The organism is Serpentinimonas sp. SMBJO2, from assembly GCF_056341105.1.
Window position 1 is genome coordinate 127,501 of record NZ_CP150628.1, and the last position, 15,517, is coordinate 143,017.

Below are 15,517 nucleotides of genomic sequence, written 5' to 3' on the forward strand. Positions count from 1 at the left end.
CCATGCAACGCAGCGAAACCGTCTTCAACACCGAAGACTTGCTCACCAGCCTGTGCAACTCGGTCACCAAGGTGCTGGTGGGTGTGGCCACGCAGAGCCCGATCACCTACTCGGGCATGGCTTTGAGCCGCAGGAGGCCCCGGACCCGGACGCGCTGATGGAGCAGGCCAAGAACGGACCCGCGCCGACCCCGGCGGCTGCCGCCAGCGACACCGACGAACTGCTGCGCTCGCTCGGCATGTGAGGCCAGGCGCTGTGCGCGGTCACGCGCAGCGACCGCTGCACCCGCTGGCTGCGTTGGCTCAGTCTGCCCAAGCCCGGCGCGGTTGGTCGCGGCGTGCGTTGTTGGCCACCAACAGCGCCAGCAGCGCCGAAGCGGTGCGCGCCATCGGGCCGTCGGCGCGGCTGGTGAGCGCAATGGGAATGCGCGCCCCGAGCACCAGCCCAGAGCCGGTAGCGCCCGCCAGGTATTCGAGCTGCTTGGCCAGCATGTTGCCGCTTTCCAGGTCCGGCACCATCAGGATGTCGGCCTGGCCCGAGACGGCCGAGTCGATGTGCTTGATCGCCGCCGCCTGCGCCGAGATGGCGTTGTCAAAGGCCAGCGGGCCGTCGAGCACGCCGCCGCGGATCTGGCCGCGCTGCGCCATTTTGCACAGGGCTGCGGCGTCGAGCGTGGACGGGATGGCGGCGTTGACGGTCTCGACCGCCGACAATATGGCCACATGCGGGCGCTCCAGCCCCATGATGCGCGCGAAGTCGATGGCGTTCTGGATGATGTCGACTTTCTCGCTCAAAGCGGGGCGGATGTTGAGCGCGGCGTCGGTGATGAGCAAGGGTTTGCTGTAGAGCGGCACGTCGAAGCGAAACACGTGCGACATGCGCCGCCCGGTGCGCAGTTCGCGCCGCTGCAGCACGGCGGCGATGAGCTCGTCGGTGTGCAGGCTGCCTTTCATGAGCGCTTCGACTTCGCCCGCCGCCGCCAGCGCAGCGGCGCGCTCGGCGGCTTCGTGGCTGTGCGCCACCGGGATGATCTCGACCCCTTGCAGGCTCAGGCCGGCTTCTTCGGCCACTTGGCGCAAGCGCCGCTCGGGCGCGATGAGCACCGGGTGCATGAGGCCGCGCTGCGCTGCTTCGAGCGCGCCGCTGAGCGAACCGGCGTCGCACGGGTGCACGACGGCGCAGCGCATCGGCGCCATGCCGTCAGCCAAGGCCAGCAGCTCGCGAAAGCGGGATTGGGGGTCGAAGAGCTGCAGGTGCGGCAGGTCGGGCCGGCGCAAGCGCAGTTTTTGCGTCGGTGCCAGCACCTTGGCCAGCCCTTGGAGCACCAGCTCGCCGTGCTGATTGTGCGCCACGCAGTCCAGGCTTACGCGCTTTTTCTCGGCATCCAGGCTGGCTACGCTGAGCGTGATGTCGAGCGTGTCGCCCAAATGCAGCGGGCGCATGAAGCTGAGCTGCTGCTCCAGGTAAATCGTGCCTGGGCCAGGAAAGCGCGTGCCGAGCAGGGCCGAGATCAGGGCCGCGCCCCACATGCTGTGCGCGACCACGCCCTGGGTCTGGTCGGCGTGGGCAAAGACCGGGTCCAGGTGCGTTGGGTTGGTGTCGCCCGAAACGGCGGCAAAGGCCTCGATGTCGGCCATGCTCAGGGTGCGCTGCAACTGCGCACGCTGCCCGAGGTGCAATTCGTCGAAAGTGAGGTTTTCGAGCCATTCGGGGGCGTCGGCCAGAAGCGCAGTCGCAGCGGTTGTCATGGGTGCGCAAGCGTCGAGGTCAAGGTGCAAGCTGCAGTCTGCCCGGCGCCGGCGTCAGGACGATGACAGCGGCTCGGAGTGGGCGGCAGCGCCATCCAGTCCAACGTCCCACGGGCGCAAGTCCACGCTGGCCAGCATCTGCATCATGACCTGCGAGCCGAACTGGCTGGCAAAGGCGCTCACCAGCTCGTAGCGCAACACCACCAGACCGCGCAGTTCGTAGTACAGGATGTCCTTGCGCCGCCGTTCGCTGCTGCCGTCGGGCGCGCGCGCGCGCCGCTCCGGGCCGCTGTAACTCGGGCTGGCGTTGCTGGGCGGGGCCGGGATTTTCACTTGGCGGATGAGCCGGTCGATGGTGCCCGGTTGCTGCAAGTCCAGCGCCAGCGCATGCGCCAGGCGGTCGATGCGCTGGTTGAGTTCGCGCACCGAGTCCTCGCGCCGCACAATGAAGGCGGCCTCGGCCCGCAGGTGTTTTTGGTCGTCGTCAGTCTGCATAGCGCTCTTTGACGTAAAGGCCCGGCGCGTCGCCGAGCTGCATCTCGGGCGGGATCGGGGGGGGCGCCTGCCTGGCGCCAGAGTGGGCCTGCAACCAATCCCGGTAGGCCTCCCACCATGAGCCTTCGCGCAGCGGGGCCTGCGCCGCCCAGACTTCGGGCTCGATCCAGCCGTCGGCCGGCACGGTGGTGGCGATCTGGTAACTGCGCCGCGGCCGCCCAGGCTCGGAGACGATGCCGGCGTTGTGCCCGCCCGCAGCCAGCACGAAGGTGATGGGGGTGTCGGTGAGCAGGTGGATTTTGTACACCGAGCGCCACGGCGAGATGTGGTCGCGCACGGTGCCGACCACGAACAGCGGCGCCTGAATATCGACCAGCGCCACACCGCGGCCATCGACCCGGTAGTGGCCGGCCGCCAGCGCGTTGTTCAGGAACAGCGACGACAGGTATTCGGAGTGCATGCGCTCGGGCAGGCGCGTGACGTCGGCGTTCCAGCTCATCATGTCGTTGCCGATTTCGTCCTGCCCGAGCAGGTAGCGGCGCGTGTTGCGCGACCAGATCAGGTCGCGCGAGTTGAGGAACTGGAACGATCCCGCCATCTGCCGCCCCGACAGGTAGCCAGTGCGCGCCATCGTGGTGCGCAGGGTCTGGAGCTGGTCGTCGTCGATGAACACGCCGAGTTCGCCGGGTTCGCTGAAATCGGTCTGAGCCGCCAGCAGCGTCACCGAAGCCAGGGTGGGCAGGTGGTCGTAGAGGGTGTCGGCACGGCGGCGTTGCAGCAACGCCGACAGCTGGCGATCGGCTTGGCGCCGGCCCAGCGCCGCCGCCACCAGCGCCAGGAAGGTGCCCCCCAGGCAGTAACCCAAGGTGTGCACGCGCTCGGCACCGGTGCTGCGCTGCACCACCGCCAACGCCTCCATGACCCCCAGGCGCAGGTAGTCTTGCATCCCGAGCTGGCGGTCGCTGGCGTCCGGGTTGTGCCAGGAAATGATGCACACCGTGTAGCCTTGCGCAACCAGGTAGCGCACCATGGAGTTCTCGGGCGAGAGGTCCAGGATGTAGTACTTCATGATGCACGAAGGCACGATCAGCAGCGGCTCGGGGTGCACGCGCTCGGTGCTGGGCAGGTACTGGATGACCTCGATCAGGCGGTTGCGGTAAATGACCCGGCCCGGCGTGACGGCCACCTGCTCGCCCACGGCGTAGGGCAGAGGATCGAGTTGCTCGGGCGGGGTGTTGTCCTTGGCGCGTTGCTGCGCCGCCACATCCTGTAAAAATTGCTGACCGCCCCTGACCCAGCTCTGTCCTGCCGTCTGCAAGCCCGACTTGAGCACCACCGGGTTGCTCCAGGGCCAGTTGGACGGGGCCATGGCATCGACGCCTTGGCGCGCAAAAAACCCCAGCAGGTGCTGATGGTGCCGGTTCATGCCCTCGACTTGTGCGGCCTCGCGCCACCAGTCATCCAGCGCCCGAAAACCCTCGCGCCACGCCTTGAACGGCCACTGCTGCCAGTCGGGTTCGGTGAAGCGCGGGTCGGGATCGGGTGTGGCGGGTGCCTTGCTGCCGAGGTTGCGCGCGGCCTGTGCCGACAGATCCAGCGCCCTTTGCGCCAGCTCGAGCTGCCTGCCGGGCGCGGCTGCCAGGTGCCAGAGCCAATCGGCCTGCGCCAACGCCAGCGAGATCGGCGACAGACCCATGGCCGCTCGCGACAACTGCGACTGCACCCAGCAGTCGAACTGGCGATGCGGCCTGCTGGGCGGCGGCTGCACGCCAATGGGGGGCGGTGACTGGGTCATGGCTTCCCTCTTGCTTGCTTATGCTGCGACGGTGGGGCGATCAGCCCCCGGCCCACTGCGGTCGGCCCCGGGCTGCAACAAAAACCCCTACGCGCCATCCTACCATTGGACGGTTGCATTCGAACCACATTTGCGGCGCGCAGGCCCGGACTGGCGTCGACCCGCACCGCCGACCCGTGCGGTTGCGCCACCACCGCGCCCAGCTGGGCGAAAATCGCGCCCATGCTGCAATACGAAATCCTCTGCACCGACCCCACCAGCCACGCCCGCCGCGGCCGCCTGACCCTGAACCACGGCACGGTCGAGACGCCAGTGTTCATGCCCGTGGGCACCTACGGCAGCGTCAAGGGGGTGTTGCCGCAGAGCTTGCTGGCCATGGATGCGCAGATCATCCTGGGCAACACCTTTCACTTGTGGCTGCGCCCTGGGCTGGAGGTGTTGCAAGGCTTCGGCGGCCTGCACCGGTTCGAGAACTGGACGCGCCCGATCCTGACCGACTCGGGTGGCTTTCAGGTCTGGAGCCTGGGCGCGATGCGCAAGATCAGCGAGCAGGGGGTGCAGTTTGCCAGCCCGGTCAATGGCGACAAGCTGTTCCTGTCGCCCGAAGTGAGCATGCAAATCCAGACCGTGCTCGACAGCGACATCGCGATGCAGTTCGACGAGTGCACCCCCTACTGGCAAGGCGATGGTGCGGCTGCGGCCAAGGGAGCCAGCGGCCATGTGACGACCGAGGCCGAGGCGCGCGCCAGCATGGAGCTGAGCCTGCGCTGGGCGCGGCGCTCGCAGGCCGAGTTCGAGCGCCTGGGCAACCCGAATGCACTGTTTGGCATCGTGCAAGGCGGCATGTTCGAGCATTTGCGGCTGGAGTCGCTGCAGGCGCTGGTGGAGCTGGATTTGCCCGGCTACGCCATCGGCGGCGTGAGCGTGGGCGAGCCCAAGGAGCTGATGCGCCAGATCATGGCGCACACGCCGCACCGCCTGCCCGCGCACAAGCCGCGCTACCTGATGGGCGTGGGCACGCCCGAAGACCTGGTGCAGGGCGTGGCCGACGGCGTGGATATGTTCGACTGCGTGATGCCGACGCGCAACGCGCGCAACGGCACCCTGTTCACGCGCTACGGCGACCTGAAAATCCGCAACGCCCGGCACCGCCACGACCCGCAGCCGATCGACCCCTCCTGCACCTGCACCGCCTGCGCCGGTGCCGAGGGCGTGAGCTGGGACAACGGCGGGCGCGGCGGCTTCTCGCGCGCCTACCTGCACCACCTGGAGCGCTGCGGTGAGATGCTGGCGCCGATGCTGGCCAGCATCCACAACCTGCACTACTACCTCAACTTGATGCGCGAGCTGCGCGCGGCGCTGGCGGCGGGCGCTTTCGCGGCTTGGCGCGCGCGCTTTGCGGCGGAGCGCTCGCGCGGGGTGTAGCGGCGGCTTCGGACGGTGCCGCCGCAGCGGCCGCTTGGGCGCTGGCCATGGCATCGGTGCCGGCTTGCACGCTGTGCGCCATCTGCTCGGCGGCGCGGCTGGCGTGCGCGGACATGTCGCGCAGCGCCTCGTTGGCGATGGTTTGAAACTGCTCGGTGAGGGCGCCCCACCACTGCATGGGATCGACTGCGGGCGGCATGGTGCCAGTCTGCGCGGGCGCCGCAGGCGCATCAGCGGCTGCGGCCTGTGGTGCGGCCGGTGCTGGATCGCCTTGGGCGCTTTGAGCGCTTTGGGCGGCATGGGCGCTTTGCGGCCAGCCGGCGTTGGCGCGGGCTGCGTCGGGGGCGGCCTGAGCGGCGGGCGCTGGCTTGACCACAAAGGACTCGGCCATTTCCTGCATGCTCACGTTCATGCCTCTGAGCGTGAGCAGCGTCATTTTCTGCAGCTCCAGCGCCTGGATCGTGGCGGCCAAGGCCTTGGTGTTCTGATCGAGCCAGAAATGCACCGCGCGCAAGTCGTGGATGCGTTTGTCGAGCTCATCGGGATCAAACACCGGCGCGATCCAGTGGCTCATGGGCGGCAGACCCGGCAGCGCAGCGGCACCGCCACCCAAGCCGGACGCGCCGTGCTGGCTGAGCTTGCTCAAAAAATCGAAGCCGGGAAGGGTGTGGGCGTGATGCGGGGCATCTTGGGTCGACATGGCGCGCTCCTGTGCTTGCACAGATCATGCCACAGGCTGCGGGCGCTGGGGTGCGGGCCAAGCGGCACGGATGGTGCGGGATGGGGGGCATGGATGGCGCTGTCGCGGCGGCACCCTTGCGTTGCGTCAACACCCGGCGCGGGTTTTTGCCGCACAATGCAGGCACACGCAGTCCCAGGAGCCTTCGCCATGAGCCTGAACATTTCCGACACCTTTGCCTCGCAGTTGCAGCAGATGCGCACCGACCTGATCGTGCAGTTGCGGGCCCAGCGCGGCGGCAAGATCGGCCGCGCCGAGGCGGCGCCCGACCGCCACGACGTGCAAAGCGGCGACCGGGCGCAAAACGAGGCCGAACGCGACCTGGCCATGGCCATCGATGAGCGCGAGACCGAGGCCTTGTCGGCCATCGACGCCGCGCTCAAGCGCATCGCCGCCGGCAGCTACGGGCTGTGCATCGATTGCGGCGTCGACATCCCGACCGCGCGCCTGCACGCCAACCCGACCGCGGCGCGCTGCGTGAGCTGCCAAAGCCAGTTCGAGCGCGCCCGCGCCGAGACCCACCCCTCGATGTAAGCACCATGCATTCCGCCCCTTGGCCCTGCACAGCGCTGCAAGCCAACCGGCGTCAGTGCCTGGCTTGGGCGCTGGCGCTGGGCTTGGCTGGTGGCGGTGCGGCCCAGGCCAACCCGGCTGCGCCGACGAACCCGCGCAAGGGGCCGGCGGCATGGCCCGAGCGGCTGCAGCTGGACTACGACGTCAGTGCGCGCGTGGGCGCAATCCCGCTGCGCGCCAGTGGCCAACTGCAGTGGCTGCTGCAAGGCGACCTGTACGAGGCCAGCCTGTCGATGCGCTTGCCGCTGGTGGGCGCGCGCACCCAGCGCTCGCGCGGGCGACTGCTGCCCGGTGGTCTGCAACCGCTGGCTTTCAGCGACCAAACCCGGCGCCTGCGCCGCTTCGAGCTCGACTGGGCCGCGCAACGCTACCGCCACCAACGCGACAACGAGGCCGAGCAGGTCGGCCCTCTGCAAGCGGGCACCCAAGACCGGCTCAGCCTGTTCTTCGAGCTCGCCCGTCGGCTGCGCCTGCAGCCGTCGGTTGCCGATGCGCTCTGGACCGTGCCTGTGCTTGGCGCAGGCGGGGTGCAGCCTTGGACGCTGCGGCTGCGCGCTCAAGAGCCCACCGAAACCCCGGCGGGCGTCCTGCCGGCTTGGCGGCTGGAGCGCCACCACACGCAGCCCGACGACACGCGCATGAGCCTGTGGCTGGCCGAAGCCGCGCATTTTTTGCCCGTGCGCATCCTGCTGCAAGAGCCCGATGGCGACTGGGCCGACCAGCGCCTGCGGCAACTGCCCACGGCTTGAACAAATGCTGGCGCGCCCCATCTAAGGACCATGCACCTCGCGGCGGCCAGCGCAGCCCAAGCCCTTGCAAGGTTTTCCGTTTCAGCGCACAGTACGACCATGCACACGCTCTACGACTCCGACACCTTCGTGGTGGTCCACATCTTGGCGCCCGCCCCGTCCCTGCCGGCGGGGTTGCCCGGCGTGGCGCAGCTCGGCATCAAAAGCTCGGTGACGACTCCCGCGCCCGACCCGGCGACGCACCAACTGCCCCGACACGGCTTCGAGATCGTGGACAAGCGCTCGGGCAAAGAGGTCTATCTGGACGGCTCCTGGGCCGAGCTGTTCCAGCAGCAGATTCACGCCTGGCAGCGCAACACCCCGACCCAGGAAGAAGTGGAAGACACGCTGGAAGGCTACGCCACGCTGGCGCAGACCCCGGTGGCGGTGCACTGAGGGCACGCCGGGCGCGCCGTCGGCCTGCTGATTGGGGCTTGGCCAACCCGGCTCAGCGCCGCCGCCCGCCGCCGAGCAGGCTGCCGAGCACGCCGCGCATCAGTTGTCGCCCAGCGTGGCTGGCAGCAGCGCGCAGCGCCTGTTGTGCCACGGATTGCAACAAACCGCCGGATGCGCCGGACACGTTGCGCTGGGGCGCGCTCTGGCGCGCGCTGCCGCCAGCGGCCTCTGCCAGCGACCGCGCTTCGGGCTCGGGCTGCGGCGCCAGCGCCGCTTGCGCATGCTGGCGCAAGCGCTCGAAGGCGCTTTCACGGTCCAGCACCTGCTCATAGACCCCGGCCACCAGCGACTGCTGCAGCAGCGCCTGGCGCTGTGCCGTCGTGATGGGCCCGAGCTGGCTGCCCGGTGGCAGCACGTAGGCGCGCTCGGTCTCGTGTGGCCGGCCCTTGGCGTCGAGCAGGCTCACCAACGCCTCGCCCACGGCCAAACCGGTGATGGCGGCCTCGATGTCGAGCCCAGCCTTGGGGCGCATGGTCTGCGCCGTGGCGCGCACCGCTTTCTGGTCGCGCGGCGTGAAAGCGCGCAGCGCGTGCTGAATGCGGTGCCCCAACTGCCCGAGCACGCTGTCGGGGATGTCGAGCGGGTTTTGCGTCACGAAATACACCCCCACGCCCTTGGAGCGCACCAGCCGCACCACCAGTTCGATGCGCTCGACCAGCACCCTGGGCGCGTCCTTGAACAGCAGGTGCGCCTCATCGAAAAAGAACACCAGCTTGGGCTTTTCGGGGTCGCCGATCTCGGGCAACTGCTCGAACAACTCGGACAGCATCCAGAGCAAAAAGGTGGCGTACAGGCGCGGCGCGTTGAGCAGCCGATCGGCGGCCAAAATGTTGACCACGCCCTGCCCGCCCACGGTCTGCATGAAGTCGTTCAGGTCGAGCATCGGCTCGCCAAAGAACTGCTCGCCGCCCTGGCTCTCGATCTGCAGCAGGCCGCGCTGGATCGCGCCCACACTGGCGGCGCTGACGTTGCCGTATTCGAGCGTGAACTGGCGCGCGTTGCTGCCCACGTGCTGCAGCATGGCGCGCAGGTCTTTCAGGTCCAGCAGCAGCAGGCCCTGGTCGTCGGCGATCTTGAACACCAGATCGAGCACGCCGGACTGGGTGTCGTTGAGGTCGAGCATGCGCGCCAGCAGCAGCGGCCCCATGTCGCTGACCGTGGCGCGCACCGGGTGCCCTTGTTCGCCGAACACGTCCCAGAGCGTGGTCGGGCAGGCGCGCGGCTGCGGCGCCGGCAGGCCGCGCTCGGCCAGCACCTGCGCCAGCTTCGGGCTTAGCTGGCCTGGCTGGCTGATGCCGGTCAAGTCGCCCTTGACGTCGGCCATGAACACCGGCACCCCGATGCCAGAAAAGGCCTCGGCCAGGGTTTGCAGCGTCACCGTCTTGCCGGTGCCGGTGGCCCCGGTGATGAGGCCGTGGCGGTTCGCCAGCCCAGGCAGCAAGAAGCATTCGGTGTGCGCGTTGCGCGCGATCAGGAGCGGTGAGGCCATGGCGGTGCTGCAAGAAGGAAAAATTGGGGCGCTCTGTTCACGACAGCTAGTGTGGTGGTGCGCGCTTGATGGGACAAACCGATGGATTTTTGGCCCTGCTTAGGCGCAAACCACAGCCATAGTGCCACTATGGCGCGGATTTGCAACGACAGCAGGGACGAAAAGGCGCGGTTTTATGTTCCAGATAGCGCGCAACACCACACTAGGGTTTGGACCCAAAGGCAGCGCCCGCGCCAGGCAGCGCTACCCCCGGCGCCGCGCTCACTCGATGGCCTTCGCCATGTCTTCCACCACCTTCTTCGCGTCGCCAAACACCATCATGGTTTTGTCCATGTAGAACAAGTCGTTGTCGAGCCCGGCATAACCGGCGGCCATGGAGCGCTTGTTGACGATCACGGTCTTGGCCTTGTAGGCCTCCAGAATGGGCATGCCGTAGATGGTGCTGCCCTTTTGCAGCGCAGCCGGGTTGACGACGTCGTTGGCGCCGAGGATGATGGCCACGTCGGCCTGGGCGAACTCGCTGTTGATGTCCTCCATCTCGAACACCTGGTCGTAGGGCACTTCAGCTTCGGCCAGCAGCACGTTCATGTGCCCCGGCATGCGCCCGGCCACCGGGTGGATGGCGTATTTGACCGTAATGCCCTTGTCGGCCAGCTTGTGCGCCAGCTCCTTGACCGCGTGCTGCGCGCGCGCCACCGCCAGCCCGTAGCCGGGCACGATGATGACCGTCTCGGCGTTGCCCAGGATGAAGGCGGCATCGTCGGCGCTGCCGCTCTTGACGCTGCGCTGCTGCGCCGCTGCCACCTGGCCGCCTTCACCGCCAAAGCCACCCAGGATGACGCTGAAGAAGCTGCGGTTCATGGCCTTGCACATGATGTAGCTCAGGATCGCGCCCGACGAGCCCACCAGCGCCCCGGCAATGATCAACATGCTGTTGTTCAGGCCAAAGCCAATGCCGGCTGCGGCCCAGCCCGAGTAGCTGTTGAGCATGGACACCACCACCGGCATGTCGGCGCCGCCTATGGGGATGATGATCAGCACCCCGATCACGAAGGCCAGCGCCGTGAGCACGATGAACGCGGTCCAGTTGCCGGTGGCGGCAAAATAGGCACCCAGGCCGACGATCACCAACCCCAGCACGAGGTTGAGCTTGTGCTGGCCAGCAAACACCACCGGCGCACCCTGGAACAGGCGCAGCTTGAACTTGCCGCTGAGCTTGCCGTAGGCAATGACCGAGCCGCTGAAGGTGATGGCGCCGATGGCCGAACCCAGGAAGAGTTCGATCTTGTTGCCCAGCGGGATCGGTTCGCCGCGATCGGCGATGCCAAAGGCCCAGGGCTCGGCCACGGCGGCGATGGCGATGAACACCGCCGCCAGGCCGACCATGCTGTGCATGAAGGCGACCATTTCGGGCATCTTGGTCATCTCGATGCGCAGCGCCAGCCAGGTGCCGAAGCTGCCGCCGAGCACCAGCCCGAGCACAATCCAGCCCACGCCCGTCACGGCGTCGAGCTGCAAGTGCTGCGCCATGGTCCAGACCAGGCCAAAGGTGGTGACGATGGCCAGCGCCATGCCGACCATGCCAAACACGCTGCCGCGGATGGAGGAAGTCGGGTGACTGAGCCCCTTGAGCGCCTGGATGAAGCAGACCGAAGCCACCAGGTACAGCAGGACGACGAGGTTGATGCTCATTTGTCGGCTCCTGCAGCGCCAGCCGGTGCGGTTTTGCGCTCTTTCTTCTTGAACATTTCCAACATGCGGCGCGTGACCAGAAAGCCGCCGAACACGTTCACCGCCGCCAGCGTGACGGCCAGCACGCCCATGACCTTGCCCAGCGTGGTTTCGGTCAGGGCCGCCGCCAGCATGGCACCGACGATGATGATGGCCGACACCGCGTTGGTGACGGCAATCAGCGGCGTGTGCAGCGCGGGCGTGACGTTCCAGACCACGTGGTAACCGACGTAGATCGCCAGCACGAAGATGATGAAGTTGAAGACGATGGGTGAAACGGCTTCCATGGCGCAGGTTCCTCGTTGGGGGTGGGATGGGGTGGTGCGCAGCGGCTTTCAGGGCTTGCGCCGCACTTCGCCCTGATGCGTCATCAGGCAGGCGGCGACGATGTCGTCGTCCAGCGGCAGTTGCACCGCGCTGGCGTCTTTGGGCAGCACGAGCTTGAGGAAATCGAGCACGTTGCGCGCGTACAGGGCCGAGCTGTCGGCGGCCACCAGCGCGGGCAGGTTGGTCTCGCCGATCAGGAACACGCCGTGCTTTTGCACCGTGCGATCGGCCTCGGTCAGGGGGCAGTTGCCGCCCACGCCGTCGGGGCCTTTGCCGGCGGCCAGATCGACGATCACCGAACCCGGCTTCATGCTGCGCACCATGTCTTCGGTGATCAGGGTGGGGGCGGCGCGGCCGGGGATCAGGGCCGTCGAAATCACCACGTCGGCCTGGGCCACGCGCTTGGCGACCTCGATCTTTTGGCGCTCGAGCCAGCTCGGGGGCATGGGACGGGCGTAGCCGCCCACGCCTTCAGCGGCTTCCTTTTCTTCTGCGGTTTCGTAGGGCACGTCGATGAACTTGGCCCCGAGCGACTCGACCTGCTCCTTCACGCTGGGGCGCACATCCGAGGCGTTGATCACCGCGCCCAGGCGCTTGGCGGTCGCAATCGCTTGCAAACCCGCCACGCCCACACCCAGCACCACCACGCGCGCGGCCTTGATGGTGCCGGCCGCCGTCATGAGCATGGGAAACAGGCGCTGGTATTGGTTGGCGGCCAGCATCACCGCCTTGTAGCCGGCGATGTTGGCTTGGCTCGAGAGCACGTCGAGGCTCTGCGCGCGCGTGGTGCGCGGCGCGGCTTCGAGCGCAAAGGCGCTCAGGCCCGCGGCGGCCAGGCGCTGCAGGCCCTCGGCATCGAAGGGGTTGAGCATGCCGACCAAGGTGGCGCCGGAGCGCATGAGGGCCAGCTCGGCGGCGCTGGGCGCGCGCACCTTGAGCACCAGCTCGGCCCCAAGGGCGCTGGCGGCATCGACCACCTCGGCCCCGACCGCCTGGTAGGCGGCGTCGGTGGCGCTGGCGGCCAACCCGGCGCCGCTTTGCACGCGCACGCCGTGACCCTGCGCCACCAGCTTTTTGACCGTTTCGGGCGTGGCAGCGACCCGCGTTTCGCCTGCCGCGCTTTCGGCCGGAACACCAATGTACATATGCAACTCCTGCAACTCGATTTGACTATCCGCGCTTGACCGTAGCTTACAGGCATTTTCAGCCCTTTTTGCGCGGGCGCTGCGCCGGTGCGGCTTCAACTTGCGCAAGCGCGTGGGCGCACGGTGCGCCCTGCGTTGCGCGCCGTGGCCCGATAATCGATCGGCACGCACCTGCGCTGAACTCCGCGCCTTGGGGCGGCCGCCTTGAACGCACGCACGGGCGGTCACCTCTGGACAGGAGGAATATACACCAGCCGGTATAACCCCCAAAGCCCATGGCACTCAAATCCACCGTCTTCAAAGCCGCCCTGCACATCGCCGACATCGACCACGGCTACTACGCCGACCACGCCCTGACGCTGGCCCGGCACCCGAGCGAGACCGATGCGCGCCTGATGGCGCGGCTGGTGGCGCTGGTGCTCAACGCGCACCTGATCAAAGACTGGTGTGGCGGCGACGCCACGCTGGCCTTTGGCGCCGGCTTGTCGGACCCGCAAGACCCGGACGTGCACCTGAGCGACTTCACCGGCCGCAAGCGGCTGTGGGTGGAAGTGGGGCAACCCGAGGCCAAGCCCCTGTCCAAGGCCTGCAGCCAGGCCGATGCGGTGCGCGTCTATGCCTACGGGCCGGCGGCCGAGGTCTGGTGGCAGGGGGCACAGGGTGCGCTGGCGCGGCTGGACAGACTGCAGGTCTGGCGCCTGCCCAGCGCCGAGATGCAGGCACTGGCGGCCTTGGCCGAGCGCAGCATGGCCTTGCAGGCCACGCTGCACGACGGCGCGCTGACGCTCTCGAGCCCCAGCGCCACGGTGACGCTGGAGCCGCTGCGCTGGCAGTAAGCCCCCCGCCCGTGCTCAGGCCAGCGCCAGGGCCAAGGCCGCCAAGGCCGCGGTTTCGCTGCGCAGCACCCGCGGCCCCAGGCTGACCGGGGCAAAGCAGTGGGCCTGCAAAGCCTGCTCCTCGGCCGCCGCCAGCCCGCCTTCGGGCCCCAGCACCAGGCACAGCGGCCGCGTGCTTGGCTGCACCTGCGCCAGCGCCGCAGGCCAGGGCTGGCTGCCAGCGGCCAGCGACAACACGGCGCGCCACGGTGCCGTCGCCGCGTCGGATTCGGCCCCCAAGGCCTGCACCCACGGCCGCAGGGCTTGCACCGGGAGGATCGGCGGCACTTGGTTGGCGCCGCACTGCTCGCAGGCGCTGATGGCCACCGCCTGCCAGTGCGCCACTTTTTTCACGGCGCGCTCCCCCTGCAGGCGCAGCACGCTGCGCTCGGTGTGCAGCGGCTGGATGCTGGCCACGCCGAGTTCGGTGGCTTTTTCCACCAGCCAGTCCATGCGCTCGTTGGCCGGCATGCCGATGGCCAGGTGCACCGGCCGCAGCGGCGCAGGCGCGCCGGGGCGCAGCGCCTGCACCAGCACCTGCACCCGGTGGCGCCCCATCTGCAGCACTTCGGCCACGGCCTCACTGCCGTGCGCGCAGCCGCCAAAGAGCGTGAGCGCAGCACCGGGCTGCAGGCGCAGCACCTGCACGTGGCGCGTGGCGGCGGCACCCAGCTCCAGCGTCTGGCCTGGGTGCAGAGGCTCGGGGTGGTGGATGCGCGGCATGGCTGGGGCTGGGGCCGAGCGCCTCAGAGGCGGCCGTAGGCAAAACCGCTGGCCCCTTGCCAGCCTTCGACCTCGTCGATCAGGCGCAGCAACGGCGTGAGCTCGCGGTAGCGCAGCGCCGTGGTGCGGATGTAGTGAATGAAGCGCGGGGCGTCGGCCAGGTACCTGGCTTTGCCGTCGCGCAGCGTCAGGCGCGCAAAAATGCCCGCCACCTTCAGGTGCCGCTGCAGCGCCATCCAATCGACAGCGCGGTAAAAAGCGCCAAAATCGCTGCTCCAGTCTTCGAAGTCGAGCAGCCCGAGGCGGCGCGCCTGCTCCCAGTAGCGCACCGTCACGTCCAGCACCACTTCTTCGTCCCAGCTCAAAAAGGCGTCGCGCATCAGGCTGGCGATGTCGTAGGTCAGCGGGCCATGGACGGCGTCCTGGAAGTCGAGCACGCCCAGGCGCCCCTCGGGCTGGCTGGCGTTGAAGCCGCCGTGGGGCAGCATGAGGTTGCGCGGCATGAAGTCGCGGTGCACGAAGCCCAGCGGGGCCGCGAGGTTGCGCTGCACGATCAGATCGAAGCTTTGCTGCAGGCTGGCCTGCTGCGCCGCGCTCAGTTCGAAAGCCTTGTGGCGCCCCAGATACCAATCGGGGAACAGCTGCAGCTCGCGCCGCAGCAGGGCGGCGTCGTAGGCCGGCAGCAGCCCCGGTTGGCTGGCTTGCTGCCAGGCCAGCAAGGCGGCCAGCGCGTCTTTGAAGTAGGGCAAGGCGGCGCTGGGCTGGGCCGGATCCAGTGCCTCGAGCAGGGTCTGGGCACCAAGGTCGCTCAGCAGCATGAAGCCCTGCTCGGGCTGCCAAGCCAGCACCTCGGGCACGCGCACCCCGGCTTGGCGCAGCAAGGCCGCCACCTGCACGAAGGGCCGACAGTCTTCGCGCTCAGGCGGCGCGTCCATGACGATGCAGCTGCCACCGCCCACGCGGTCGAGGCGCAGGTAGCGCCTGAAGCTGGCGTCGGCCGAGGCCAAGCGCAGGCTGGCAGGCACCAGGGCGTGCGCCGGCGCTTGTGCGGCCAGCCAGGCCTCGAAGGCGGCGGCGCGCACCGGGTCGCTCCAGGTGACGGGCGCGGGCGCAAGCGGGGCGGCAGGGTTCATGGGTGGAGCGGTCGGGCGCAGCGCTGGTGGATAATGGCCGCTGATTCTACGCAGCCCCAAGCGCCTCGATGATCC

At 68.5% G+C, this 15,517-nt stretch carries 15 protein-coding genes and 1 pseudogene; 6 read left to right on the plus strand and 10 right to left on the minus strand.

Annotated features, from left to right (window positions below; translation table 11 throughout):
• Positions 1-2: 2 nt before the first annotated feature.
• Positions 3-119, plus strand: a pseudogene (locus AAAZ40_RS00625) (DUF3334 family protein); the annotation flags it as partial.
• A gap of 183 nt (positions 120-302) precedes the next feature.
• Here AAAZ40_RS00625 and AAAZ40_RS00630 read toward each other — a convergent pair.
• The 3 genes from AAAZ40_RS00630 to AAAZ40_RS00640 are packed head-to-tail and all read right to left on the minus strand — an operon-like array spanning position 303 to position 4,038.
• Positions 303-1,748, minus strand: a complete 1,446-nt coding sequence (locus AAAZ40_RS00630; RefSeq protein WP_476660687.1) for a bifunctional enoyl-CoA hydratase/phosphate acetyltransferase — start codon at positions 1,746-1,748, stop codon at positions 303-305.
• Positions 1,749-1,802: 54 nt separating this feature from the next.
• Positions 1,803-2,243 (minus strand): hypothetical protein, encoded by a 441-nt coding sequence (locus AAAZ40_RS00635; protein ID WP_476660688.1) that lies wholly within the window; start codon positions 2,241-2,243, stop codon positions 1,803-1,805.
• Entirely contained in the window at positions 2,233-4,038 is a 1,806-nt protein-coding gene (locus tag AAAZ40_RS00640; RefSeq protein WP_476660689.1) for a PHA/PHB synthase family protein, read from the minus strand. The genes AAAZ40_RS00635 and AAAZ40_RS00640 overlap by 11 nt, the downstream gene beginning before the upstream one ends.
• Before the next feature lie 222 nt (positions 4,039-4,260).
• On the opposite strand from AAAZ40_RS00640, the gene tgt reads away from it, so the two are divergent.
• Positions 4,261-5,463, plus strand: coding sequence for a tRNA guanosine(34) transglycosylase Tgt (gene tgt, locus AAAZ40_RS00645; protein ID WP_476660690.1), 1,203 nt, complete (start codon positions 4,261-4,263; stop codon positions 5,461-5,463).
• On the opposite strand, the gene AAAZ40_RS00650 is transcribed toward tgt, so the two are convergent.
• Positions 5,369-6,163 carry a PhaM family polyhydroxyalkanoate granule multifunctional regulatory protein gene (locus tag AAAZ40_RS00650; protein ID WP_476660691.1) on the minus strand — a complete coding sequence of 265 codons (795 nt, stop codon included), beginning with the start codon at positions 6,161-6,163 and terminating at the stop codon, positions 5,369-5,371. The genes tgt and AAAZ40_RS00650 overlap by 95 nt on opposite strands.
• Positions 6,164-6,352: 189 nt before the next feature.
• On the opposite strand from AAAZ40_RS00650, the gene AAAZ40_RS00655 reads away from it, so the two are divergent.
• The 3 genes from AAAZ40_RS00655 (at position 6,353) to AAAZ40_RS00665 (ending at position 7,959) form a co-directional block, all read left to right on the plus strand.
• Positions 6,353-6,736 (plus strand): TraR/DksA family transcriptional regulator, encoded by a 384-nt coding sequence (locus tag AAAZ40_RS00655; RefSeq protein WP_476660692.1) that lies wholly within the window; start codon positions 6,353-6,355, stop codon positions 6,734-6,736.
• Positions 6,737-6,741: 5 nt separating this feature from the next.
• Entirely contained in the window at positions 6,742-7,524 is a 783-nt protein-coding gene (locus tag AAAZ40_RS00660) for a DUF3108 domain-containing protein (protein WP_476660693.1), read from the plus strand.
• Between the two features lie 99 nt (positions 7,525-7,623).
• Positions 7,624-7,959: a BTH_I0359 family protein gene (locus AAAZ40_RS00665; protein WP_476660694.1), complete on the plus strand. Its 336-nt coding sequence runs from the start codon at positions 7,624-7,626 to the stop codon at positions 7,957-7,959.
• Between the two features lie 52 nt (positions 7,960-8,011).
• Here AAAZ40_RS00665 and AAAZ40_RS00670 read toward each other — a convergent pair whose 3' ends face one another.
• The 4 genes from AAAZ40_RS00670 to AAAZ40_RS00685 all read right to left on the minus strand — a co-directional run bounded on the left by AAAZ40_RS00670 (position 8,012) and on the right by AAAZ40_RS00685 (position 12,711).
• Positions 8,012-9,508, minus strand: a complete 1,497-nt coding sequence (locus AAAZ40_RS00670; protein WP_476660695.1) for a helicase HerA-like domain-containing protein — start codon at positions 9,506-9,508, stop codon at positions 8,012-8,014.
• A gap of 261 nt (positions 9,509-9,769) precedes the next feature.
• Positions 9,770-11,200: an NAD(P)(+) transhydrogenase (Re/Si-specific) subunit beta gene (locus tag AAAZ40_RS00675; RefSeq protein WP_476660696.1), complete on the minus strand. Its 1,431-nt coding sequence runs from the start codon at positions 11,198-11,200 to the stop codon at positions 9,770-9,772.
• On the minus strand, positions 11,197-11,526 hold the full coding sequence (locus AAAZ40_RS00680; RefSeq protein ID WP_476660697.1) for an NAD(P) transhydrogenase subunit alpha part 2: 330 nt from the start codon (positions 11,524-11,526) through the stop codon (positions 11,197-11,199). The genes AAAZ40_RS00675 and AAAZ40_RS00680 overlap by 4 nt, the downstream gene beginning before the upstream one ends.
• Positions 11,527-11,574: 48 nt before the next feature.
• Positions 11,575-12,711 (minus strand): Re/Si-specific NAD(P)(+) transhydrogenase subunit alpha, encoded by a 1,137-nt coding sequence (locus AAAZ40_RS00685; RefSeq protein ID WP_476660698.1) that lies wholly within the window; start codon positions 12,709-12,711, stop codon positions 11,575-11,577.
• A gap of 275 nt (positions 12,712-12,986) precedes the next feature.
• Between AAAZ40_RS00685 and AAAZ40_RS00690 the strand changes: the two genes are divergently transcribed.
• Complete coding sequence (locus AAAZ40_RS00690) at positions 12,987-13,547, plus strand: YaeQ family protein (RefSeq protein WP_476660699.1); 561 nt, start codon at positions 12,987-12,989, stop codon at positions 13,545-13,547.
• A 15-nt stretch (positions 13,548-13,562) separates the two neighbouring features.
• Here AAAZ40_RS00690 and AAAZ40_RS00695 read toward each other — a convergent pair whose 3' ends face one another.
• A complete protein-coding gene (locus AAAZ40_RS00695; protein ID WP_476660700.1) occupies positions 13,563-14,309 on the minus strand; it encodes a 16S rRNA (uracil(1498)-N(3))-methyltransferase in 747 nt (248 codons plus the stop codon).
• Positions 14,310-14,332: 23 nt separating this feature from the next.
• Positions 14,333-15,442, minus strand: coding sequence for an aminoglycoside phosphotransferase family protein (locus AAAZ40_RS00700; protein ID WP_476660701.1), 1,110 nt, complete (start codon positions 15,440-15,442; stop codon positions 14,333-14,335).
• Between the last annotated feature and the right edge of the window lie 75 nt (positions 15,443-15,517).